The organism is Micromonospora sp. NPDC005979 (assembly GCF_040614415.1).
Taxonomy (GTDB): Bacteria; Actinomycetota; Actinomycetes; order Mycobacteriales; family Micromonosporaceae; genus Micromonospora.
Genome location: NZ_JBEXUR010000011.1, coordinates 178,772 through 201,678 on the forward strand (window position 1 = coordinate 178,772; position 22,907 = coordinate 201,678).

20 protein-coding genes are annotated in these 22,907 nt (G+C 72.7%); 16 read left to right on the forward strand and 4 right to left on the reverse strand.

Going from position 1 to position 22,907, the window contains the following annotated elements; all coding sequences use genetic code 11:
• Entirely contained in the window at nt 1-1,143 is a 1,143-nt protein-coding gene (locus ABZ272_RS19945; protein WP_355051430.1) for a polysaccharide pyruvyl transferase family protein, read from the forward strand.
• 7 nt (nt 1,144-1,150) lie between these two features.
• Here the strand turns inward: ABZ272_RS19945 and ABZ272_RS19950 are convergent, their stop codons facing one another.
• Nucleotides 1,151-1,357, reverse strand: coding sequence for a hypothetical protein (locus tag ABZ272_RS19950; protein WP_355051431.1), 207 nt, complete (start codon nt 1,355-1,357; stop codon nt 1,151-1,153).
• An 82-nt stretch (nt 1,358-1,439) separates the two neighbouring features.
• Between ABZ272_RS19950 and ABZ272_RS19955 the strand changes: the two genes are divergently transcribed.
• Nucleotides 1,440-1,961, forward strand: coding sequence for a DinB family protein (locus ABZ272_RS19955; protein WP_355051432.1), 522 nt, complete (start codon nt 1,440-1,442; stop codon nt 1,959-1,961).
• Between the two features lie 10 nt (nt 1,962-1,971).
• On the opposite strand, the gene ABZ272_RS19960 is transcribed toward ABZ272_RS19955, so the two are convergent.
• The gene (locus ABZ272_RS19960) at nt 1,972-2,847 is read right to left on the reverse strand and encodes a PfkB family carbohydrate kinase (protein WP_355051433.1); all 876 of its coding nucleotides are present in this window, start codon (nt 2,845-2,847) and stop codon (nt 1,972-1,974) included.
• 155 nt (nt 2,848-3,002) lie between these two features.
• On the opposite strand from ABZ272_RS19960, the gene ABZ272_RS19965 reads away from it, so the two are divergent.
• On the forward strand, nt 3,003-6,176 hold the full coding sequence (locus ABZ272_RS19965) for a DEAD/DEAH box helicase (protein WP_355051434.1): 3,174 nt from the start codon (nt 3,003-3,005) through the stop codon (nt 6,174-6,176).
• On the forward strand, nt 6,173-7,093 hold the full coding sequence (locus ABZ272_RS19970; RefSeq protein WP_355051435.1) for an SWIM zinc finger family protein: 921 nt from the start codon (nt 6,173-6,175) through the stop codon (nt 7,091-7,093). The genes ABZ272_RS19965 and ABZ272_RS19970 overlap by 4 nt, the downstream gene beginning before the upstream one ends.
• 4 nt (nt 7,094-7,097) lie before the next feature.
• Here ABZ272_RS19970 and ABZ272_RS19975 read toward each other — a convergent pair whose 3' ends face one another.
• A complete protein-coding gene (locus tag ABZ272_RS19975; protein ID WP_234586377.1) occupies nt 7,098-7,355 on the reverse strand; it encodes a DUF3040 domain-containing protein in 258 nt (85 codons plus the stop codon).
• Nucleotides 7,356-7,785: 430 nt separating this feature from the next.
• Between ABZ272_RS19975 and ABZ272_RS19980 the strand changes: the two genes are divergently transcribed.
• The 5 genes from ABZ272_RS19980 to ABZ272_RS20000 are packed head-to-tail and all read left to right on the forward strand — an operon-like array spanning nt 7,786 to nt 14,110.
• Nucleotides 7,786-9,909, forward strand: a complete 2,124-nt coding sequence (locus ABZ272_RS19980) for a DUF1800 family protein (protein ID WP_355051436.1) — start codon at nt 7,786-7,788, stop codon at nt 9,907-9,909.
• A gap of 8 nt (nt 9,910-9,917) precedes the next feature.
• A complete protein-coding gene (locus ABZ272_RS19985; RefSeq protein ID WP_355051437.1) occupies nt 9,918-11,300 on the forward strand; it encodes a DUF1501 domain-containing protein in 1,383 nt (460 codons plus the stop codon).
• Nucleotides 11,297-12,715, forward strand: coding sequence for a ferredoxin reductase family protein (locus ABZ272_RS19990; protein WP_355051438.1), 1,419 nt, complete (start codon nt 11,297-11,299; stop codon nt 12,713-12,715). The genes ABZ272_RS19985 and ABZ272_RS19990 overlap by 4 nt, the downstream gene beginning before the upstream one ends.
• A gap of 11 nt (nt 12,716-12,726) precedes the next feature.
• Complete coding sequence (locus tag ABZ272_RS19995; protein ID WP_355051439.1) at nt 12,727-13,338, forward strand: FMN-binding protein; 612 nt, start codon at nt 12,727-12,729, stop codon at nt 13,336-13,338.
• 49 nt (nt 13,339-13,387) lie between these two features.
• Complete coding sequence (locus ABZ272_RS20000; RefSeq protein ID WP_355051499.1) at nt 13,388-14,110, forward strand: FAD:protein FMN transferase; 723 nt, start codon at nt 13,388-13,390, stop codon at nt 14,108-14,110.
• A 427-nt stretch (nt 14,111-14,537) separates the two neighbouring features.
• Here the strand turns inward: ABZ272_RS20000 and ABZ272_RS20005 are convergent, their stop codons facing one another.
• Nucleotides 14,538-15,209, reverse strand: a complete 672-nt coding sequence (locus tag ABZ272_RS20005; RefSeq protein ID WP_355051440.1) for a bifunctional DNA primase/polymerase — start codon at nt 15,207-15,209, stop codon at nt 14,538-14,540.
• A 246-nt stretch (nt 15,210-15,455) separates the two neighbouring features.
• Here ABZ272_RS20005 and ABZ272_RS20010 point away from each other — a divergent pair, with 246 nt between their 5' ends.
• The 7 genes from ABZ272_RS20010 to mctP all read left to right on the forward strand — a co-directional run bounded on the left by ABZ272_RS20010 (nt 15,456) and on the right by mctP (nt 22,278).
• The gene (locus tag ABZ272_RS20010) at nt 15,456-16,685 is read left to right on the forward strand and encodes a helix-turn-helix domain-containing protein (RefSeq protein ID WP_355051441.1); all 1,230 of its coding nucleotides are present in this window, start codon (nt 15,456-15,458) and stop codon (nt 16,683-16,685) included.
• Nucleotides 16,686-16,698: 13 nt separating this feature from the next.
• Entirely contained in the window at nt 16,699-17,274 is a 576-nt protein-coding gene (locus ABZ272_RS20015) for a flavoprotein (protein WP_355051442.1), read from the forward strand.
• Between the two features lie 212 nt (nt 17,275-17,486).
• Nucleotides 17,487-18,359: a Nif3-like dinuclear metal center hexameric protein gene (locus ABZ272_RS20020; RefSeq protein WP_355051443.1), complete on the forward strand. Its 873-nt coding sequence runs from the start codon at nt 17,487-17,489 to the stop codon at nt 18,357-18,359.
• Nucleotides 18,349-19,086, forward strand: coding sequence for a C4-type zinc ribbon domain-containing protein (locus ABZ272_RS20025; RefSeq protein ID WP_355051444.1), 738 nt, complete (start codon nt 18,349-18,351; stop codon nt 19,084-19,086). Before ABZ272_RS20020 ends, ABZ272_RS20025 begins: the two co-directional genes overlap by 11 nt.
• Before the next feature lie 3 nt (nt 19,087-19,089).
• Nucleotides 19,090-20,247 carry a bifunctional RNase H/acid phosphatase gene (locus ABZ272_RS20030; RefSeq protein WP_355051445.1) on the forward strand — a complete coding sequence of 386 codons (1,158 nt, stop codon included), beginning with the start codon at nt 19,090-19,092 and terminating at the stop codon, nt 20,245-20,247.
• 139 nt (nt 20,248-20,386) lie between these two features.
• A complete protein-coding gene (locus ABZ272_RS20035) occupies nt 20,387-20,629 on the forward strand; it encodes a DUF3311 domain-containing protein (RefSeq protein ID WP_355051446.1) in 243 nt (80 codons plus the stop codon).
• Nucleotides 20,629-22,278: a monocarboxylate uptake permease MctP gene (gene mctP / locus ABZ272_RS20040; protein ID WP_355051447.1), complete on the forward strand. Its 1,650-nt coding sequence runs from the start codon at nt 20,629-20,631 to the stop codon at nt 22,276-22,278. Before ABZ272_RS20035 ends, mctP begins: the two co-directional genes overlap by 1 nt.
• Nucleotides 22,279-22,907: the final 629 nt, after the last annotated feature.

The following is a 22,907-nucleotide window of genomic DNA, read 5'->3' on the forward strand; positions in this document are numbered from 1 at the left end:
ATGACGCACGGCGCCGGACTGACCATCGGTGTGCTCGGCTCGTACGGTGGCCGGAACCTCGGCGACGAGGCGATCCTCACCGGCCTGCTCACCGATCTGCGCACGCAGGAGCCGAACGCCCGGATCATCGTCTTCTCCCGCCACCCGGAACACACCCGGGCCGCGCATCCGGACGTCGAGGCGGTGCCGTGGGAGGGCGTCAGCCGTACCGACTCGGCGTTGGTGCTGGCCCAGCTCGATCTGCTGATCCTGGGCGGTGGCGGGATTCTCTACGACCGGGAGGCCCGCCGCTACCTGCGGGTCGTCCGGGTCGCCCAGGAACGCGGCCTGCCGCTGATCACGTACGCGGTGGGGGTCGGACCGCTCAGCGACGCCGTCGACACCGGCATGGTCCGCGAGACGTTGGCCGGCGCCACCCAGGTGACCGTCCGGGACCAGGAGTCCCGGATGGTCCTGGAGGAGGCCGGACTGCTCAACCCGATCACGGTCACCGCCGATCCGGCGTTCCTGTTGCAGCCGGCCGAATTCCCCGCGCACCTGCTCAGCGAGGAGGGGGTGCCGGTCGGCAAGAGGCTGGTCGGGATCAGCGTCCGGGAGCCGGGACGCGCCGCCGAACGACTCGACGTCGACGGCTACCACCGGCTGCTGGCCCAGATCGGTGACTTCCTGGTGCACCGCATCGACGCGTACGTGCTGTTCGTGCCGATGGAACGCGACGACATCCGGCACTCGCACGGGGTGCTGTCGCACATGGTCGCCGCGGATCGGGGGCGGATCCTGCACGGCAACTACTCGCCGGAGCAGGTGCTCGGGCTGATGCGCCACTTCGACCTGGCCGTCGGCATGCGCCTGCACTTCCTGATCTTCGCGGCGATGGTGGGTACGCCGTTCCTGCCGCTGCCGTACGCCGGAAAGGTCTTCGACCTGGCCCAACGGCTCGGTGTGCCGGCGCTGCGGGGCGTGGAACGGGAGGTGGAGGGGCCGCTGCTGGCCGAGGTCGACCGTCTGTGGGACGAACGCGAGCAGCGCGCCGAGGCCACCGCCCGCCGGGTCGCCGAGGTCTGTGAGCAGGCCCAGGGCACCTCCGAGGTCACCCGTGGCGTGCTGGACCAACTGCGCAGCCAGACCCTCACCCGGGCCTGACCGACGCTCACACCGCCGGGCCGGTCCAGCGGTAGCGCCACTCGCGGGCCTCCTCGCGGGCGGATTCCAACTCGTAGATCTGCGCCTCGGCCAGCCCACCGGACCCGAGGTGGTGGTGGGTGAGCGGCGGGCGGCCGTTGGTGTCCAGCTCGACGGTCACGGTCTGCCCGTCCGCCGCGCCGCCGACGAGAAGAATCTGCACGGATGAAGCCATGCGCCCATCCTGCCCGTCGTGCGGCCACCTCGCAGCGGGATGCGGGGCAGCGCGAAGCCTGCCGCGTGGTTAGTGTCGGCGGATGGCAGAGCAGACCATCGATCCGACGCTCGGCCCGGTGCTCGCCCGCGTCGGCGACGAGCGCGCCGTCCTGGAGTCGTTCCTCGACTTCCACCGGGCGATGGTGGTGCGCAAGGTGCGGGGTCTGTCCGACGACGAGGCCGCCCGCCGGCTGGTGCCCACCGCGACCACGCTCGCCGGGCTGGTCAAGCACCTGACCCTGGTCGAGCGGAACTGGTTCCCGGTGCTGCTGGCCCCCGAGCCCGGCGACGTCTACCTCCGCTCGGAGCAGGACGCGGTAGCGAGCTTCACCCTCGACGAGCGGGACACGGTCGACGGGCTCGTCGAGGCGTACGAGCGGGCCTGTGACCGGTCCCGGGCGGTCGTCGGCCGTTTCGACCTCGACCACGTGGTGCCGCACCCACAGCTCGGTGAGGTGTCGGTGCGCTGGATCCTGGTCCACCTCATCGAGGAGACCGCCCGGCACGCCGGCCACGCCGACATCCTGCGTGAACTGACCGACGGGTCGACCGGAGCGCTCTGAGCCCGGCCGTTCATCGGAGAGGTAGCAGGCCCGACGGGTATTCCATGCCGTCGTGGGTGCAGGCCGCCGCGGCGACGCGTGCCGCGTACCGGGCCGCCTCCGTCAGCGGCTCGCCCCGCAGTCGCCCGGCGATCAGTCCCGCGGCGAAGGCGTCGCCCGCCCCGTTGCTGTCCACCACCGGCGCGGGCGCTGCGGCGGCCGGCACCGGCACCCGCGTGCCGTCGCCGGGGAACAGTTCCGCGCCGTCCGCGCCCCGGGTCACGACCACGGTCCGGGGCGTCAGCGCCTCGGCGAGCGTCCCGGCCCGGTCGGCCAGCCGTACGCCGCTGACCAGGACCAGGTCGGCGACCTCGGCGAACGGCCGGTGGTAGGGGTTGGCGCCGTCCCAGTCGTGCAGGTCGGTGGAGAGCGACACGCCCGGCGCGAGCGCGGCCCGCACGGTGGGCAGCAACGGCACCGTCCAGTCCATGATCGAGAGGTGGACGTGCCGGGCGTCGGCCACCAGCTCGGCCACCTCCGTCGTCGAGAACGGCGGGCCGCCGCCCCGCCACGGGCGCGGGTCGTAGAGGGAGGTGCGTGCACCGCCCGGGTCCACCAGGTTCACCGATCGCCGGGTGCCGCCCCGGTCCTCGGCCAGCGCCGCCGGCACCCCGGCGCGGGTCAGCGCAGTGCGCACCACGTCGCCGGCCGGATCCGCGCCGAGGGTGTCGACCACCCGCACCCGCAACCCCAGCGCCCGAGCGGCCAACGCCACCCCGGCTCCGGTGTTGCCGATCCGCAGCTCGATCGGCTCGACGGTGTGCGAGTCGGCGGCCGGCAGCGGAAGCGCGGGCACCCGAACCCGCACATCCATCCCCAACCCGCCCAGAACCAGGAGATCGACCACGACGCGACGCTAGCCCTCGGCCTCGCGATCTTGCACTTTCTGTCCCGGCACAAGGGGCAATACCACGCATGTCGACGACACAAAGTGCAAGATCGGCGCGAGCTTTCCGCGCGGGGCCGCCTATCCTGGGCGCGGGCGGCGACGAGGGGGAGTACGTGCTGGTCATCCACGGGCTGTGGCTGCCCGGCTCCGGGCTCGCCGTGTGGGCCGAGGACAGTGCGGCGCCGGTAGCCGTCGCGCGCTCCGGCCGCCCTCCCCGGGAGCGCCCGCATCCGTTCGCCGCCGGGCACGCCGACCTGGTCGCGGCCCTCGCCGACGCCGCCGCGCCGGCCCGCCCGGCCACCGCGCTGCTCACCCTGCCCACCCGGGCGGGCACGCCGACCGACTCGCCCGAGCTGATCCGCACCACCGTCGCACCCCCGGCCCGCAGCCGGCTCGCCCTCGCCGCGTGGCGGGTGCCCACCCTGGTGTACGCCCCAGACGCCGCCCTGCCCCTGCTCCGCGCCCTGGACGACCTGCCCGTGGTGTGCGGCGCGACCCTGCGGCACCTCGGCGAGCTGGCCGACTTCGCCGCCGACCTGGTGGCCCGGGGCCGTGTCCTGCCCGGCGTCAGCACCCCGATCGACACGACCGCCCTGGCTGATGTCGCCCTGGCTGATGCCGGCCCGCCGGGCGTCGACCTGGCGGTCGCCGGCACGGCCCACTCGACGGCGGACCGGGTGGTCGCCTGGGCGGTGTGGCGTCCGCTGCTGACCGGCACCGACGCCGGCTGGGCGCGCTCGCTGGCCCTGGCCCTACCGCCGGCCGCCCGCGCCGCCGCCGTCGACGCCGCGGACGACGGCGAGCTGACCGCCGCCGAGCTGGTGGCGGACGCGCTCGACGGGCTCACCGACGCCGCCGCCCGGGCCGCTCTCGCGACCACCACCCTGGCCCGGGGAGTGCGCCCGGCTGGCCCGGCGCCGGCCTGGCTGGCCGCGCTGGCCGGGCCCCGCCGCGACTTCGCCGTCGACGAGGCGGCGCTGGACGTGCTGCGTACCGAGCTGGACGACTGGCAGCGCGACGCGGCCGGCGGGGCCGTGCGGGCCAGCTTCCGGCTGGTCGAGCCGGCCCCCGACGAGGTCACCGAACCGATCCTGGCCACTCACCCGTCCGGGGACAGCGCCCCCGTCACCCCGACCGAGACCGCGCGGTGGCGGTTGGAGTTCGGGTTGCAGGCCGCCGACGAGCCGGGCCTGCACGTCGACGCCGCCGACGTCTGGCGGGCGCACCCGGCCGGCCGTACGGGCAGCCCGCAGGAGACCCTGCTGGCCGAGTTGGGCCGGGCCAGCCGGCTCTGGCCCGACCTGGACGCCGCGCTGCGCACGGCCGCCCCCGAGGCGATGGAGTTGGACGTCGAGGGCGCGCACCGGTTCCTCAGCGAAGGTGCGCCGGTGCTGCACGCCGCCGGCTTCGGGGTGCTGCTGCCCTCGTGGTGGCAGCGCCCGTCGGCGCGGCTCGGCGCTCGGCTGCGCGCCCGCAGCCGTACCGCGCCCGGCACGGTCGCCGGCACCGAGGCCGGCGTCGGGTTGGACGCGCTCGTCGACTACCGCTGGGAGATCGCGCTGGGCGACCAGCCGCTGTCGGCCGAGGAGTTGGCGGCGCTGACCGAGCTGAAGACCCCGCTGGTCCGGCTGCGCGGCCGGTGGGTGGAGCTGGACCCGGGACGGCTCGCCGCCGGTCTGCGGCTGCTCCGCTCGGCCGGCGAGCTGACCGTCGCCGACCTGCTGCGCCTGGGCCTCACCGACGGCGAGGACACCGGGGCGCTGCCGGTGCTGGAGGTGAGCGCCGACGGCGCCCTGGGCGACCTGCTGGCCGGGGCGGTCGAACACCGGCTCACCCCGCTCGACCCGCCGCCGGGATTCGCCGGGACGCTGCGGCCGTACCAGCAGCGGGGGTTGGCCTGGCTGGCCTTCCTGCGGTCGCTGGGGCTCGGCGGGGTGCTGGCCGACGACATGGGGCTGGGCAAGACCGTGCAGCTGCTCGCGCTGCTCGCCGGAGACCCGCCGGACGCCGGACCGACGCTGCTGGTCTGTCCGATGTCGCTGGTCGGCAACTGGCAGCGGGAGGCGGCGAAGTTCACGCCGGGGCTGCGGGTGCACGTACACCATGGCGCGGAGCGCGCGCGAGGGGCGGAGTTCACCACGGCCGCGCACGGCGCGGACCTGGTCCTCACCACCTACTCGGTGGCCGCCCGCGACGCCGTTGACCTGGCCGGCATCGACTGGCACCGGGTGGTGGTGGACGAGGCGCAGGCGATCAAGAACGCCTCCACCCGGCAGGCCGAGGCGGTCCGCGCGCTGCCCGCCCGGCAGCGGGTGGCGGTGACGGGCACACCCGTGGAGAACCGGCTCGCCGACCTCTGGTCGATCATGCAGTTCGCCAATCCGGGGCTGCTCGGCCCGGCCGCGACGTTCCGCAAGCGGTTCGCCGAGCCGATCGAGCGCAACGGCGACGCCGAGGCCGCCGAGCGGCTGCGCCGGATCACCGGCCCGTTCGTGCTGCGCCGGCTCAAGACCGACTCGTCGATCATCTCGGACCTGCCGGAGAAGCTGGAGATGGAGGTGGTCTGCAACCTCACCGCGGAGCAGGCGGCCCTCTACCAGGTGGTGGTCGACGACATGCTCGCCCGGATCGAGACCAGCGACGGAATCGAGCGACGAGGGCTGGTGCTGGCCACCATGACCCGGCTCAAGCAGGTCTGCAACCATCCGGCCCAGTTGCTGCGCGACGGCTCCCCGCTGGACGGACGTTCGGGCAAGCTGGCCCGGCTCACCGAGATCCTGGAGGAGGTGCTGGCGGCGGGGGAGCGGGCGCTGCTGTTCACCCAGTACGCCGAGTTCGGGGCGATGCTGCGCGGTCACCTGTCGGCGCGGTTCGGCCGGGAGGTGCTGTTCCTGCACGGTGGGCTCGGCAAGGCCGAGCGGGACGCCCTGGTGCAGCGCTTCCAGTCCGCCGACGGTCCACCGCTGTTCGTGCTGTCCCTCAAGGCGGGCGGCACCGGCCTCACCCTGACCGCCGCCAACCACGTGGTTCACGTGGACCGGTGGTGGAACCCGGCGGTGGAGGACCAGGCCACCGACCGGGCGTTCCGGATCGGGCAGCGGCGACGCGTGCAGGTCCGCAAGTTCGTCTGCGCGGGCACCGTCGAGGAGAAGGTGGCCGCGCTGATCGCCGACAAGCGCAGCCTCGCCCAACGGGTGGTCGGCACCGGCGAGCAGTGGATCACCGAGCTGTCCACGGGTCAGCTCCGGGACCTGTTCGCCCTGGAGGCCGGGGCGGTGGTGGAGTGAGCGAGCGGAGCGAGCGAACCATCAGGCACAGCACCGACTTCTCCGACTACGGCCGCCCCCGCCGCGTCGACGGAGGGCTGAAGGCGCGCAGCACCCGGGGCGCGATCGGACGGTCCTGGTGGTCCCGGCGCTTCCTGGAGGTGCTGGAGTCGTTCGCGCTCGGCACCCGGCTGACCCGGGGCCGGTCGTACGCGCGGGCCGGTCAGGTGCTCCGGCTCGACGTCACGCCCGGCCGTGTCACCGCCCAGGTGCAGGGCTCCCGGCCCCGCCCGTACGAGGTCTGGATCGCGCTGGCGGCGTTCCCGGAGGCGCTCTGGTCCCGGATCGAGGACGAGCTGGCCGGTCAGGCGTTCTTCAGCGCCCGCCTGCTCGCCGGGGACCTGCCCGACGAGTTGGAGGAGCTGTTCGCCGCGGCGGGCGCCCCGCTCTTTCCCGCCGCCGTCGACGAGCTGACGCAGCGCTGCAACTGCCCCGACTTCGCGGTGCCGTGCAAGCACCTGGCGGCCACGTTCTACCTGCTCGCCGAGGCGTTCGACGCGGATCCGTTCGAGCTGCTGCACTGGCGTGGCCGATCCCGGGCGGACCTGCTGGACCGGCTGCGCGCCCGCCGTGCCGAGGCGACCGGCACGACGGCGTCGCCCGCACCGGCCTCCATCGTGGACACCAGCCCGTCGGCGGTCGACGTGCTACCACCGACCGGCGCGTCCCGGGCGCTCGCCGGGCTGGCCGCCACGCCCGTCGCGGAGGCGGTGGACCGCTTCTGGACGGCGCCCGTGCCGCTGCCCGACCGGCCACCCCGACTGGCGACCGGGCCGGACCTCCTGCTGCGCCAGCTCGGTCCGCCGGCGCCGGCCATCGGTGGGCCGGGCCTGCTGGAGCGGCTGCGCCGCGCGTACCGGGCCTTCGGACCGGGGTGAGCCGTCACGTCCAGCGGCGGCGGAACCGCCACATGATCGCCGCGTTGGCGACCAGCACCACCGCGCAGATCGCGCCGGCCAGCCGGCCGGCGAACACGGCCATCGCCGGGAGCGACGCCCACAGCACGATGGTCAACAACATCAGATAACGGCCCCGACGGGCCCGGACCCGATGGTCGAGCCGGGCGAAGAACGCCGGGTCGCTCTCCCGGAGCTGACGGGTGATCTGGTCGAACCTGCGCTGATCCTCTTTGCTGAGCATGGCGCTGCCTTCCCCTCACGCGTTCAGCGGTTCGGCGGCATACCCGCTGCGACGGCGGCTCACGCTCCTGCTCCTCGTACTTTTCCCCAGCGTGAGAGCACCTCACGTACGGCTTATCCGAACCTTAAGTTTGCCTGTGGTGGTGAACAGCGGTGAACGTGGCGCGTACGGCCGCGTGGTCCGATCCGTACCCGGCTGGCGCGCGTCCGCCCTGCTGGGAAGGTTGGAAACCGCCCGCGTCGACCCGTCGACCTTGAATGCCGTGGTGAGGGCTGTCTTAAGTGCCCTCACGGGCGTGTTCGGCCCACCTTGAAGGCACCTGAGCGCTTGGTTACCTTGCCGTAGCAACCCCCTCAGGCAACAGTCGCCGCACCTGCCGCACCTGCCCGGTCGCAGCTTTCCGGCGCTCATCAGAAATCGGGATTGGTACATGGCCGACCAGAATGTGCCACCACGTCGACCGCGGGACGACCGCGGCTGGGACGGACGCCAGCACCACACCTCGGACACGTACGGCGACCCCACCGCGTCCGCGTCGTACGGATACGACTCGCCCCACCCCTACCAGGGCGGCTACCCGGCGCAGGGCGACCCGCGCGAGCAGTACGTCGACGGGTACGCGTACAACGCGCAGCCCGCCCCCGCCCCGCGTGGGCCGCAGTGGGTCGGCCCGGAGGGCCTCGGCCGTCCCGCCCCGTCCGCCCCGGCCGGCGCCGGACTGCCCACTCTGGACGACGACAGCGAGCCGGGCCGCAAGGTCGGCCGGCGTAAGGCCATGGCCGCGCTCGGTGGCACCGCCGCCGTCGTGGCCGGTGGCGCGGCGCTCGCCATGACCCCGCAGTTCCGTGACCTCTTCGGTGACGAGGCGGCGGCCGACGCGACCGGCAGCACGGTGACCGACGGGACCGCCGCGCGCCCCAGCGGCCAGCAGCCCAGCACGGTGCGTACCTACACCGAGCAGAACGAGAGCTACATGGGCTCGCGCGCCGGTGAGGCGCTGAAGAAGAACGCGCCCGCCGGTGGCCGTACCTTCTCCGGCCCGGCGGCGGCCGCCGCGGCGACCGAGGTGACCGTCAAGACGGTGCTCGCCAAGGACCCGATCCTGCACCTGGCCCGGCGGACCACCTTCGGGGCGACGCCCGCGGTGGTCGCCGACATCAAGAAGCAGGGCATCGACGCGTGGATCCGGGCGCAGCTCGACCCGGACAAGATCGAGCCGAGCAAGGCCGAGCTGAAGCTCTCCGAGCTGCCCACCCAGTCGCTCTCCGTGCAGCAGCTGCGGGACCAGCGGGACAAGCTCAACGACATGGGCGCCCAGCCGGAGCGGGAGGTGGTCGACGCCACCCTGGCCCGGCAGATCTGGTCGAAGCGACAGCTCTTCGAGGTGATGGTCGACTTCTGGAACGACTTCCTGCACGTCGCCGCCGACTTCGACGGCGGGGAGGTCTACCGCACCTCGTTCGACAAGGACGTCGTGCGCAAGCACGCGCTGGGCAGCTACCCCGAGATGCTGGTGGCGGCGAACAAGCACCCCGCGCTGCTGATCTACCTGAACCAGAAGGACTCCCGCAAGGACGCCATCAACGAGAACCTCGCCCGGGAGAACCTCGAGCTGTACTCGGTCGGCGTCGACGGCGGCTACAAGGAGGGTGACGTCCGGCAGGCCGCCATGCTCCAGACCGGCCGTGCCGTCGACGACAAGGGCCAGTACGTCCTGCGCGTCAACCAGCACTACATGGGCAAGGTGAAGATCCTCGGCTTCACCCACGCCAACACGTTCAGCATCAAGGACGTCAACAACCCGACGGCCAAGGAGATCGCCGCCGTCGACGCGGCGATCGACAAGTACATCACCTACATCGCGCTGCACCCCTCGACCGCGAAGTACGTGGCGCAGAGCCTGGCGACCCGCTTCGTCTCGGACACCCCGCCGAAGTCCCTCGTGGACCGGCTGGCCAAGACGTACAGCAGCAACAACGGCATGATCAAGCCGGTGCTGATGACGCTGTTCAGCTCGTCGGAGTTCTGGGCGGCCGTGGGCCAGAAGGTCCGCCGGCCCATGGAGTACCTGGTCGCCACGTACCGCACGCTGGGCGTCTCGCCCGAGGCGTCGCCGAAGAACAACAACGGCGACAACAAGCGCACCCCGTTCGCCCGGGGCCTGCGGCAGATCCACGACAAGCTGCGCGAGCTGGGCCAGTACCCGATGGGTCAGCCCACCCCGGACGGCTACCCCGACGTCTACGTCGCGTGGACCTCGGCGGGCACGATGGTCAACGGCTGGAACGAGGCCGGCGAGATCGTGGCCGGTTACCGCACCGTCTTCACGTACACCGCGCCGGAGAAGCTGGTCAAGGCGCCGGCCACCGCCGGGGCGTACGTGGACGCGCTGTCCCTGCGGCTCGTGGGCCAGAAGCTGAGCACCCGGGAGAAGAACCTGATCCTCGGCGTGGCCGGTGTGGCGGCGACCGCCAAGGTCGACGCCACGTTCAACGGGGCCATCACCGCCGTCGCGCGGGCGATCCTCGCTTCCCCCCAGCACCACCTCCGGTGAGGCACCCGATGGAGAAGACTGTGTACAACTCATTCCCCCTGCACCCCGAATGCCCCGACGTGCGACGGCTGGCCGACAACCCGGCCGAGGCGCTGCTGCGCGCCGAGGCCGACCTCGTGGCCGCCGAGAACGCGGCCGAGGCCGACCGCTACCGCCGGCTCGAGGACCTGGAGGAGGCCCAGCAGGACGGACGCGGCGTCACCCGACGGACGTTCGTCGCCGGTGCCGCGGCCACCGCCACCGCGCTGGCCACCGCCCAGTTCGTCACCACCTCGGCGTCGTTCGCGGCGACCAAGACCGGCACGCTGATCCACGTCTTCCTCTACGGCGGTCTCGACGGGCTGAGCCTCGTCGCGCCGGACGGCGACGCGGTGCTCGCCAAGGCCCGGCCCGACCTGCTGCTCGGCAACGACTCGCTGGCCCTGAGCCGCGGCTTCAAGCTGACCAGCGCGTTCAAGCCGCTGGAGAGCTTCCTCAAGGCCGGTCAGCTCGGCTTCATCCCGGCGGTCTCCGACGAGCGGCTGTCCCGCAGCCACTTCCAGGCCGCCGACGCCTGCAACCTGGGTGGCCTGCCCAACGAGACCGGCGGCCGCGGCTGGCTCGACGGCCTGGTCGACAACCTCGGCAAGGGCACCGCGTTCCGCAGCGTCGGCATCGGCAGCACGCTGCCCCGCTCGCTGGTCGGCAACAACGGCGCGCTCTCGCTGAACAGCGTCGGCTCGCTGCGCCTCAACGGCGACGACAAGTTCCGGGCCGCCACCGAGAAGGCCATCAAGGGGCTCTTCACCGGGATCAACCACCCGGTGGAGGAGGCCGTGCAGGAGGGCATGGGCGCGCTCGCCACCGCCCAGAAGCTCGCCGCCAAGCCGTACCAGCCCGCCGCGGGCGTCAAGTACGAGGGCGTCGGCAACGCGTTCCAGCAGCTCGCCCAGCTCATCAAGGGCGGCGCCAACGTCCGGGTCGCCACCGTCGGCATGGGCGGCTACGACACCCACGAGAACCAGGGCACCCAGAGCGGTGGTCAGCTGCACCGCCGGCTGAACGAGCTGGCCAGCGCGATGGCGGCGTTCTTCACCGACCTCGGCCCGCAGGCCGCCGACGTGACGATCATGGTGTCCAGCGAGTTCGGCCGCCGGGTCGGCTCGAACACCGGCGGCACCGACCACGGCCACGGCGGCGTGGTCACCGTCCTGTCCGGCAAGAAGCTGGCCGGTTCGCTGCTCGGCACCTGGAACGGGCTCAGCAAGTTGGACTCCGGCGACGTGCCGGAATACAACAACATGTTCAACGTCTACGGCTCCCTGGCGCAGGGCCGCTTCGGGCTCACCAACGCCGAGGTACAGAAGGTCTTCCCGCGCATGAAGTACGCCCCCATGAAGCTGTACGCGTGACGTACCCGGGCACCCACGCCGCCGGCCGCCGCACCGGGACCTCGTCCCGGCACGGCGGCCGGTCGGCTGCTCCCGTACCCCCGCAGGTCCCGGACCGGCGCGGACCCGGCGGCCGGCGGTTGCTGGCCGTGCTGCTGCTGGTCGGGTTGCTGGCCAGCGTGCTGCCGTGGTGGTTGGGCACCCCCGCCGGTTCGCTGCGCAGCACCGCCTCGACCCTCACCGCCGGCGGCCGGATCACCGGCCTGATCGCCGGTTACCTGCTGCTCGTGCAGGTGCTGATGATGAGTCGCCTGCCGGTGCTGGAACGGTGGATCGGCGGCGAGCAGATCGGCCGCTGGCACCGCGACATCGGCGCGACGCTGCTGGTCACCGTGCTGGCGCACCTGTCGTTGATCCTCGTCGGGTACGCCGACCTGCGGAAACACTCGGTGTTCGCCGAGGTGGGCACGCTGCTCGGCAGCTACGAGGACATGCTCTCGGCCTTCGTCGCCACCGGCATCATGATGGTGGTCGGGTTCAGCAGCGTCCGGGCCATCCGGCGCGCGCTGCCCTACGAGCTGTGGCACCTGCTGCACCGGTCCAGCTATCTGGTGCTGCTGCTCGGCTACGGGCACCAGTTCAGCCACGGCGCGCAGCTCTACAAGCCGGGCCCGGTACGCACCGGCTGGATCGCGCTCTACCTGCTGGTGGTCGCCGCGCTGCTCTGGGGACGGGTGATCGCGCCGCTGGCGTTCAACCTGCGCTACCGGCTGCGCGTCGCCGACGTGGTCGCCGAGAGCCCGGACACGATCTCCGTCTACCTCACCGGCGAGCGGCTGGGGCGCCTGGAGATGCTCGGTGGGCAGTACTTCCGCTGGCGTTTTCTCAGCCCCGGCTGCTGGTGGCAGTCGCACCCGTTCTCCGTCTCCGCCGCCGCGAACGGCCGCTGGCTGCGGCTCACCGTCAAGGTCGTCGGCCGGCACACCGCCGACCTGCGCGACCTCGAACCGGGCACCCGGGTGTGGGCGCAGGGACCGTCGGGCACCTTCACCGCCGCGCACCGGGTGCGCGAGCGGGCGCTGCTGATCGCCGGTGGCAGCGGCATCACGCCCATTCGGGCCATGCTCGAGGAGCTGCCGCCGGGCGCGGCCCTGATCTACCGGGCCCGCACCCCCGCCGACGTGCTGCTCAGCCGCGAGCTGGACTGGCTGGCCCAGGAACGCGACACGTCGATCTGGTACGTCATCGGCTCCCGCGACGACCCCGGCCCCCGCCAGCTCATGAGCCCCGACGGGCTGCGCCAACTGGTGCCCGACGTGGCCCGGCGGGACGTCTACCTGTGCGGACCGTCCGGGCTCGTCGAGCAGTCGGTGCGCGCGCTGCGCCGCGCCGGCGTACCCCGCCGACAGATCCACCTGGCCACCTTCGAACTGTAGGAAGGCATCGCATGCGTCGCGCGTTGCTCGCCATCACCGGTCTGGCCGCCAGCACCACCGCCCTGGTGGTGCTCAAGGGCTCGCCAGGCACCACCCAGGTCGCCCAGAACCTGCCGACCGCGCAACCGGTCAACCCCAGCGGACCGGGGGTCGACCCGAGCGTCGCCCCGGCCGCCGACCCGTCGGGTGCGGCGCCGAAGCCGTCGGAGACCGCCGACGCGTCGGTGTCGCCCAAGCCCGGCAAGACCACCGCCCGGCCGTCCGGCACGAAGACCACCGCGAAGGCCCCGACCGCGCCGAAGACCACCAAGGCGCCGCAGCAGCCCACCACCCGCCGGGTCACCGGCACCGGCTTCGACGCGACGGACGGCCGCGAGATATACGGGTTCGTCCAGGTGCAGATCGTTGTTTCCGGCAACAAGATCATTGACGCGACCACGCTGTCGTTGCCCAGCGGCGGAGAGTCCGACATCCACAGCGGCGACGTCCGGAACAAGTACAACGGCACCGGTGGTGAGGTGGTGCAGAAGCAGAGCGCCAACCTGAACACCGTCTCCGAGGCCACCGCCACCAGTAACGCGTACAAGTCGTCGCTGCGGTCCGCGATCGAGCAGGCGTTCTGACGTGCCGGCCGCGATGACCCGTCCCGGGTTGTGCCGGGTCGAGCACATCATGGGTACGACGATCACCGTGGATATCGCCGACGACCTGCCTCCGGCGCGTCTGCGGGAGCTGGCCGACGACGTCTTCACCTGGATGCACGAGGTGGACGCCCGGTTCAGCACGTACCGGCCGGACAGCGAGGTGTGCCGGTTCGACCGGGGCGAGGTGCTGCTCTCCGAGGCGTCGGCCGACCTGCGCTTCGTGCTGGAGGCCTGCGCCGACCTGTGGGGCGTCACCGACGGGTTCTTCGACGCGTACGCCACCGGCGGGCTCGACCCGTCCGGGTACGTGAAGGGCTGGGCGGCGCAGGTCGCCTCCGACCGGCTCCTCGCCGCCGGGGCGGCGAACCACTGCGTCAACGCCGGCGGCGACGTCCGCGTACGCGGCTTCTCGCCCACCGGCGAGCCGTGGCGCATCGGCATCCGGCACCCGTGGGACGAGATGGCGACCTGCCTGGTGCTCGCCGGCACCGACCTGGCGGTGGCCACCTCCGGCGTCTACGAGCGGGGCCGGCACGTGCGGGACCCTCGGAAGGGCGCGCCGGCCACCGGACTGCGCTCGGTGAGCGTGGTCGGCAGCGACCTGGGTGTCGCGGACGCCTACGCCACCGCCGCCCTGGCCATGGGCGCCGCGGGAATCGGCTGGCTGGACCGGCTGACCGACCACACCTACGCGGTGATCACCGACGACGCCCGCCAGTTCCACTCCGCCGCCCTCCCGCAAACGGCCTGACCCGCTCCCTGCCCCCGTCCCCGTCCCCGCGCCCCGCCCCTGTCCCCCGCGATCTTGCAGTTTCGGTTGTCGATTCGTCCCTTGTGAGGGGGAATGTCGCCACACAAAGTGCAAGATCGACGAGGTGGGGGGTGGGGGCCGTGGAGGGTGGGGGTGGGGTCTAGCGGAGGGGGCGGTGGGTTGTGGCGGGGCGGGTGCCGGTGGGGCGAGGGCGGCCGGGGCGGGAGCCCGTTGGGCGGGTGCCCGCCCAACGGTGGCCTCGTTGGCCGCGCCGGGGCGGCTCGGTGCCGCCGGGATACGGCGACCGGTCGTGTGTGGACATCGTTCCCCCGTTCGTGGCGCGCGTTCGCGCCGTCACCTGCTCAACGAGGACCGGTGGCCCGGCGACGCTGTCGGTCACCGGATCGGATCGTCGGCCGGCCCCGACTCACCTTCCCCGGCGGGGCAGCGGCAGGTGCCCGGGGAGCAGGTCGTGGGTGAGCGTCACCCCGCTGGCGCGCAGCGCCTCGATCAGGGTGTTCTGCACCAGGTACGAGTCGGGGAGCTGCCAGCGGGCCTGCTCCGGCGCGACCGCCCAGCGGACGGTCCCCTCCGGCAGCCGGGTCGGCGGCGCGGGGATCCACGAGCCCGGCCCGTGCCGGACCACGTGGAAGCAGTGCTCCAACTCGGGCCGCAGCGGGTCACCGGGACGCACCAGGAACATCCACCGGCCGGTGGGGGTGACCAGCACGGGCCCGCGTACGCCGGTGCCGGCCGGGTGGGTCTGCACGGCGTCGAGCACGTGCCGGCCGAGGTGCGCCGGCACCTCCAGCACGTCGAAGGTCCGCCCGGTGGGCAGCAGCACGCCGTGTGGGCGCGTCCGCCACCAGGTGGCCACCCGGGCCGGGTCGGTGGTGGCGGCCAGCTCCCAGTTCTCCAGCGCGGGGTGGCAACCCACGGTGGGACAGCCGGCCCGGCCGCACACGAACCTGCTGCGGGCGAGGCAGGCGCCGGGCGTCACCTCCCACCCGTGTACGGCGTACCGGATGGCGACCCGGCGCAGCCGGACGCGTTCCAGCGGCGACAGTTCGGCGACGCGCGGTCCGACGTTCCCCCACATGTGTGCCATCTCCCCTCGGTCGGGCCCGGCGGACGCCAGGTCGCAGTTCGAGCACCGTCACTGCCGTAACCCACGATCGTTGAGGTTGACGAACGGCTCGTGCAACTTGCACGAAAAGTACGAGGACTGGCTGTCCGGCTGACGTACAGGCTGTGCGACCAGCGGAAACTGCAAGACGAACGACTGATCGCCGCACCCGCGGACAGTGCCCCGCCCGTTCGGCGGTGGCAGGGGAGGGATGGGGAGATGGACGAGCTACCCATTGGCCGGCGAGTGGCCTACTGGCGGGGGCGACGCAAGATGTCGCAGCAGGTCTTCGCGGACCGCCTGGGCAAGTCGAAGAGCTGGGTCGACAAGGTCGAGCGGGGCGTCCGCCGGCTGGACAAGTTCTCGGTCCTCTACGAGATCGCCGACATCCTCCAGATGGACGTGCAACTGCTGATGGGCCGCGACCCGGAGCGGCGTACCGACGCCTTGAACTGCATCGACCAGATCGAGGTGCAGGAGATCCGGGCCGCCCTGGAGCGGTACGACTCGATGAGCGCGTACTTCGACGCCGTGCCGTACCCGCCGCCGCTGGACGACATGCGCAAGGCCGTCAACCACGCCTGGCTCACCTACCAGTACGGCCGCTACGGGATGCTCACCCGCGCGCTGCCCAAGCTGCTGCGCGACGCGCAGGCCGCCGACGCCGCCTACAGCGGGGCGCAGGCGCCGGAGGCGGCGCACCTGCTCGGGCAGGTCTACCAGATCGCCTCCTCGGTGCTGCGCAAGCTTGGCGAGTTCGAGCTGGCCTGGCTGGCCGCCGACCGGTCGATGGCGGTGGCCCAGCGCGCCGACGACCCGCTGCTGGCCGGTATCGCCACCACGCGGGTCTGCAACGCCCTGGTCGCCATGGGCCGGGCCCGGCCGGCGCTGGAGCTGAACGTGCAGATCGCCAACCGGCTGGCCCCGGGCGGCGGCAACGACGTCTCGCCGGCCCGGCTGTCCGTCTACGGGATGCTGCTGTTGCAGGGTGCCATGGCGGCGTCCCGGATCGGCGACTCGGCCAGCGTCGACGACCTGATCAACTGCGCGCAGGAGGCCGCCACCCTGCTCGGTGGCGACCACAACCACTACTGGACCTCGTTCGGCCCGACGAACGTGGAGCTGCACCGGGCCGCGGCCGCCGTCGAGCTGGGCGACGGGGGCCGCGCGGTGGAGGTTCACCAACTGCGCATCGCCGAGCCCGACTTCAACGCGCTGCTGCCCGAACGCCGGGCCCACCACCTGCTCGACATCGCCCGCGGGTACGCCCAGATCGGCGACGTGGCCAACGCCGGCGAGATGCTGCTGCTCGGTGACCGGCTCGCGCCGTCGGAGATCCGCTGCCGACCGATCGCCCACGAGGTGATGTCCGACGTCCTTCGTCGCACACGGGGTGCGCCGCCTTCTCCGGTAGCGGAGTTGGCTGAGCAAATGGGAGTAGGGGTATGAGCGCGGAGCCGGTGTGACGACCGGCCAACCACACACCAGCGAGCACCGTGCGGTGCTCTACGTCATCGCCTGCGGTTCGCCGTTGGCCCGTCACGTCGGCCGCCTCGTCGAGTTGGCCCAGGCCGACGGCTGGGACGTCTGCGTGGTCACCACGCCGGACGGCGCGAAGTTCGTCGACCAGGCCGCCCTTCACCGACAGACCGGCCACCCGGTACGGACGCACTACAAGAACCCCGGCGACCCGGACGTGCTGCCGCCCGCCGACGCCATGGTCGTCTGCCCGGCGACCGTGAACACGGTCAACAAGTGGGCGGCCGGCATCGCCGACACCCTCGCGCTCGGCCTCCTCGTCGAGGCGCAGGGCAAGGGCATCCCGATCGTCGCCGTGCCGTACACCAACGTCGCGATGGCCGCTCACCCGGCGTTCCGGGCCGGCGTGGCCCGGCTGGCGGACTGGGGGATCACGGTGCTCTTCGGTGACCACGTGGTCGCCCTGCACCCGCCCGGTACGGGGGAGCAGCACATGCACGACTTTCCCTGGGCGATGCCGCTGGCCGCAGTGCGGACCGTCGCGTACCGCGCCGCCTGAGCCCGCCCGGCGCGGCCAGAGGGTCGGCGGCGCTGCCGCACCGGCAACCGGCGCGGTGTCGCCCGACCGGCGGAGCACGCAGTGCGGTCAGACCGGCGGCCCGCACGGCGTCGTCAGTCCGCGGCCGGCGACGGGCGGCCGGACCGTGGGTCGGCGCGGCCGGAACCGGGTGTCACCGCCTGCGGGCCTCCGCGCCGGTAAGCTGGCCCGCCGTGAGCACAAGCCGATCCGCCTCCACCGTGAGCGACGTGGTGGCCGAGATGGAGCGCCGCTATCCGCCCGTCTGGGCGCAAGAGTGGGATCGTGTCGGCCTGGTGCTCGGTGAGCCGACCGCCCCGGTCCGCCGGGTGCTGTGCGTGGTCGACGTGGTGCCCGAGACGGTTGCCGAGGCGCTCGCCGTCGAGGCCGACATGATCGTCGCGCACCATCCGCTGCTACTGCGCGGGGTGTCGTCGGTCGCGCCGACGACCGTCAAGGGGCGGATCGTCCACGAGCTGATCCGGGCCGGCGTGGCGCTCTACGCGGCGCACACCAACGCCGACGTGGCCTCGCCGGGCGTCTCCGACGCGCTGGCCGCCCGGTTCGGTCTGACCGGGCTGCGTCCGCTGCAACGGCCCGCGCCCGGCTCGCCGGCCCATGGTGACGACCGTGGCTTCGGCCGGATCGGCGAGCTGCCCCACCCGATGACCCTCGCCGAGCTGACCCGGCACGCCGCCGCCGTGCTTCCCGTCACGTCCTGGGGAGTTCGCGCCGCGGGCGATCCCCGGCGTATGGTTCGTACCCTCGCCGTCAGCGGCGGGTCGGGAGACAGCTTCCTCGGCGCCGCGACCGCCGCCGGGGTGGACGCGTTTCTCACCTCCGACCTGCGGCACCACCCGGCCAGCGAGCACGTCGCCGCCGATGGTCCCGCCCTGATCGAGGCCGCCCACTGGGCGACCGAACGACCGTGGCTGGACGACCTGGCCGCCTTCCTGCGGGAGGCGCCGGGCGTCGAGACGCTGGTGTCCGACCTGGACACCGACCCGTGGACCGTGCACGCCGCCGCACCCGTTGTGGACGACAAGGAGCCCGACCGTGAAGGCTGACCCCCAGGTCCAGCGCCGCCTGCTCGACCTTCAGGCGATCGACACCAACCTCGCCCAGCTCGCGCACCGCCGCCGGTCACTGCCGGAGCGGGCCGAGCTGGAGGCGCTGGCCCGGGAACTGTCGTCGCTGGAGGACGAGCGGGTACGCGCCCAGGTGGCGGTCGACGACCTGGACCGGGACATCGCCCGCCTGGAGAAGGACGTCGAGCAGGTCCGGGCCCGCAAGGAGAAGGACCAGAACCGGCTCGCCGCCGGCACCGGTCCGGCCCGGGAGCTGGAGGCGCTCCAGCACGAGCTGGCCTCGCTCAACCGGCGTCAGGGTGACCTGGAGGACGCCGAGCTGGAGTTGATGGAGCAGCGGGAGACCGCCCAGGGCGTCCTCGACGGTGTGGAGCAGCGGCTGGCCGACGCCCGGGACAAGCGGGCCGCCACCGAGCAGCGCCGCGACGACGCGCTGGCCGAGATCGCCAAGGACGAGGAGTTCAAGCGGGGCGCGCGGCAGCCGCTCGCGGCCGACCTCCCCGCCGAGCTGGTCACCCTCTACGACAAGATCCGCGAGGACACCGGGCTGGGCGCGGCGCTGCTCACCGCCGGCCGTTGCGGCGGCTGCCGGCTGGAACTCTCCGGCGCCGACCTGGCCCGCATCCGCGCGGCCGCCCCGGACGACGTGATCCGCTGCGAGGACTGCCGGCGGATCATGGTCCGTACCAACGAGTCGGGCCTGTAGGTCGTGGCGCCACGCGTGGTCGTCGTCGAGGCCGACGGCGGGTCCCGGGGCAACCCCGGGCCGGCCGGCTACGGCGCGGTGGTGCGCGACCCGGAGACCGGCGAGGTGCTCGCCGAGCGCGCCGAGTCGTTGGGTACGGCGACCAACAACGTCGCCGAGTACCAGGGCCTGATCGCCGGTCTGCGGGCCGCCGCCGAGCTGGACGCCACCGAGGTGGACGTCCGGATGGACTCCAAGCTGGTGGTCGAGCAGATGTGCGGCCGGTGGCAGATCAAGCACCCCGGCCTGCGTCCGCTCGCCGCGCAGGCGGCCGCGCTGGTGGGCCGCTTCGGCGCGGTCCGCTTCACCTGGATCCCGCGCGAGGAGAACCGGCACGCCGACGCGCTCGCCAACGCCGCGATGGACGCCGCCGCCGGCCGACCCACCCCGCCGGCGTCCCCCGGCGTACCGGCCTCGGCCAGCGCCCCGGCCGCAGGCGCGTCGACGGGCAGCGACCCGGCGACCGCGCCGGCCTCGTGGGAGCCCCGTCCGAGCTTCACGGCCACCCGGCTGATCCTCGTGCGGCACGGCGAGACCGCGTACACCGAGCAGGGCCGCTACTCCGGCCGCGGCGACGTGCCGCTCTCCGAGCGCGGGCGCGCCCAGGCCGCCGCCACCGGCGCGCGCGTGGCCGCGCTGGCCCCGTCCGTCGCGGCCGTGCTCAGCTCACCCCTGTCCCGGTGTACGGCCACCGCGGCGGCGATCGCCGCCGCCGTCGGCGACGTGCCGGTCCGCACCGAGGCCGACCTGATCGAGTGCGACTTCGGGCAGTGGGAGGGGCGCACCTTCGCCGAGGTACGCCAGCAGTGGCCGGGGGAGATGGACGCCTGGCTCGCGTCGCCGCGGATCGCCCCGCCGGGCGGCGAGTCGTTCACCCACGTCGCCGAACGGGTTCACCGGGTCGTCAACGCGCTGCCGAAGGCGTACCCCGGAGAGACCGTGGTGGTCGTCTCGCACGTCTCGCCGATCAAGCTGGCGCTGCGCGACGCCCTCGCCGCCACCGACGGCTTCCTGCACCGGCTGTTCCTGGACGCGGCCGGCATCTCGGTGCTCGACCTGTGGCCCGACGGCGGCATCGCCGTCCGCACGGTCAACGACACCGCCCACCTGCCGGCCGCCTGAGCAGCGCGCCCCCCGCCGTTCGGCGCAGCCCATGCGCCGTTCGGCGCAGAGCCGTCCGCGCCCTGATCGTGACGGCGGTCACATAGTCGTAGCCTCCGGCCGTTACATCGAGTGCCTCGACTCCCCGGAGGTGTGTCAGATGGCTGCACCCGAACCGGAGGCGCCTACCACGGCGTCATCCAGGGCGAAGGACCACAGCCCCTGGAACTGGTTGCTCCTGATCCCCATCGTGGTGCCGCTGGTCCCGGCGTTCTTCAACAGTGACGCGCCCCGGATCTTCGGATTCCCGCGCTACTACTGGCTGCAACTCGCCTGGATCCTGCTCGGCGTCGCCACCACGACGCTCGTCTACCAGATGACGAAGAAGCGGGGGACCCGCTGATGTGGCGCGACCATCTGACCGAGATCATCGTCTTCTCGCTGCTGTTCCTGTTGGTCAGCGTGATGGGCTTCGTGGCCGCCCGCTGGCGCGCGCCGAAGGACATGGCGCACCTCGACGAGTGGGGCCTGGGCGGGCGCAGCTTCGGCGGCTGGATCACCTGGTTCCTGGTCGGCGGTGACCTCTACACCGCGTACACCTTCGTGGCGGTGCCGGCCCTGATGTTCGGGGCCGGGGCGGCCGGGTTCTTCGCCGTGCCGTACACGATCGTCATCTACCCGCTGGTCTTCCTGGTGCTGATCCGGCTCTGGTCCGTCTCGCACCGGCACGGCTTCGTCACCCCGGCCGACTTCGTCCGTACGCGGTTCGACTCGCCCGTGCTGGCGCTGCTCATCGCCATCACCGGGATCGTCGCCACCATGCCGTACATCGCGCTGCAACTGGTGGGCATCGAGGCGGTCCTCAAGACGATGGGCGTGACGGGGGACAGCACCCTGGCCCGGCACCTGCCGATCATCATCGCGTTCGCCATCCTCGCCGCGTACACCTACCAGTCGGGGCTGCGCGCGCCCGCGTTGATCGCGTTCGTCAAGGACAGCCTGATCTACATCGTGATCCTGGTGGCGGTCATCTACCTGCCGTACAAGCTCGGCGGTTGGGGCGACATCTTCGACGCGGCGGACGCGAAGTTCCAGGCGTCACCCAACCCGAACGACGGCATCCTGCTCAACGGCAACAACCAGTTGCAGTACGTCACGTTGGCGCTCGGCTCGGCGTTGGCCCTGTTCCTCTACCCGCACAGCATCACCGGCGTCCTGGCCAGCCGGAACCGTGACGTGATCAAGCGCAACATGTCGGCGCTGCCCGCGTACAGCCTGCTGCTCGGGTTGATCGCGCTGCTCGGCTACATGGCCATCGCGGCCGGCGTGAAGCCGCTGCCGGGGGCTTCGGCCGGCAGCGTGGACAACAACACGATCGTGCCGCTGCTGTTCGACCAGCAGTTCCCGGACTGGTTCGCCGGCGTCGCGTACGCGGCCATCGGCATCGGCGCGCTGGTGCCGGCGGCCATCATGTCGATCGCGGCGGCGAACCTGTTCACCCGCAACATCTACAAGGAGTACCTGAAGAAGGACGCCTCCCCGGCTCAGGAAGCGAACGTCTCGAAGATCACCTCACTGGTGGTCAAGGTCGGCGCGGTCGCCTGCATCGTCTTCCTCGACCCGCAGTTCTCGATCGACCTCCAGCTCATCGGCGGCGTCATCATCCTCCAGACGCTGCCGGCGGTAGCCCTGGGTCTCTACACCCGCTGGTTCCACCGCACCGCCCTGATCGCCGGCTGGGTCGCCGGCATGGGCCTCGGCATGTGGATGCTGTACCAGGTCGCCAGCCCGACGAAGAAGCACTTCGGCGGCTCGGCGTTCCCGCTGTCCGAGTTCGGCTTCGACACCAAGAAGACGATCTATGTGGGCATCGTGGCGGTGCTGGTCAACCTGGCCGTCGCGGCGCTGGTGACGCTGGCGCTGCGGGCTCTGAAGACGCCCGAGGGGGTCGACGGCACCGAGCCGGACGACTACTTCGCCGACGAGGGCGACCCGCGCGTCAGCCCCGGCGCCGACCGCGACGCCGACGCCGCCCGCGAACCAGTCGCCTGACCGCGTTCCCTGTTGCTGTTGCTGTTGCTGTTGCTGTTGCTGTTGCCCGGGCGCCCGCCGCGAGGCCGGCGCCCGGGGCCGCTCAGCGGTCCCACCGCCCCTCGCCGGTCGCCGGTCGCCGGTCGCCTGTCGCCCCTCGCCGGTCGCCGGTCGCCGGTCGCCTGTCGCCTGTCGCCTGTCGCCCCTCGCCGGTCGCCGGTCGCCTGTCGCCTGTCGCCCCTCAGCTGTCGCCCCTCGCCTGTCGCCTGTTGTGTGCGCCCGTCGCTCCTCACCATCCGTCAAGATCGTGCTCGATCCTTGTTGTAGTGGTGTCGGGCGGCGGGGATGCCACTACATCCAGGATGTTGCGCGATCTTGGCGGCGAACGGGTGCGGCGCAGCGCTCGGAAGCTGGGCGGTGGCGGTGAAAAGGGCCGCGGGCCGACCTCCCGCGTCGATCATGGAGTTCTGGTGCCCGGATGATGGCTAACTGCGCCTATTCGTGCCCCACCACGACTCCATGATCGGCCGGACAGAACAGGACAGGGCCGGGCCGGGCCGGGCAGGACGGGGCCGGGCAGGGCCGGACGGGGCGGGCAGGGCCGGGCAGGGCCGGGCAGGGCCGGGCAGGGCCGGGCGGGGCGGGGCGGG

Bases quoted from the DNA above. Each gene is read 5' to 3' on its own strand.
- mctP (WP_355051447.1), top strand. From the start codon at position 20,629: ATGTGGCGCGACCATCTGACCGAGATCATCGTCTTCTCGCTGCTGTTC.
- ABZ272_RS20000 (WP_355051499.1), top strand. From the start codon at position 13,388: ATGGGTACGACGATCACCGTGGATATCGCCGACGACCTGCCTCCGGCG.
- ABZ272_RS19945 (WP_355051430.1), top strand. From the start codon at position 1: ATGACGCACGGCGCCGGACTGACCATCGGTGTGCTCGGCTCGTACGGT.
- ABZ272_RS19950 (WP_355051431.1), bottom strand. From the start codon at position 1,357: ATGGCTTCATCCGTGCAGATTCTTCTCGTCGGCGGCGCGGCGGACGGG.
- ABZ272_RS20010 (WP_355051441.1), top strand. From the start codon at position 15,456: ATGGACGAGCTACCCATTGGCCGGCGAGTGGCCTACTGGCGGGGGCGA.
- ABZ272_RS19985 (WP_355051437.1), top strand. From the start codon at position 9,918: ATGGAGAAGACTGTGTACAACTCATTCCCCCTGCACCCCGAATGCCCC.
- ABZ272_RS19975 (WP_234586377.1), bottom strand. From the start codon at position 7,355: ATGCTCAGCAAAGAGGATCAGCGCAGGTTCGACCAGATCACCCGTCAG.
- ABZ272_RS19995 (WP_355051439.1), top strand. From the start codon at position 12,727: ATGCGTCGCGCGTTGCTCGCCATCACCGGTCTGGCCGCCAGCACCACC.
- ABZ272_RS20035 (WP_355051446.1), top strand. From the start codon at position 20,387: ATGGCTGCACCCGAACCGGAGGCGCCTACCACGGCGTCATCCAGGGCG.
- ABZ272_RS19955 (WP_355051432.1), top strand. From the start codon at position 1,440: ATGGCAGAGCAGACCATCGATCCGACGCTCGGCCCGGTGCTCGCCCGC.
- ABZ272_RS19980 (WP_355051436.1), top strand. From the start codon at position 7,786: ATGGCCGACCAGAATGTGCCACCACGTCGACCGCGGGACGACCGCGGC.
- ABZ272_RS20005 (WP_355051440.1), bottom strand. From the start codon at position 15,209: ATGTGGGGGAACGTCGGACCGCGCGTCGCCGAACTGTCGCCGCTGGAA.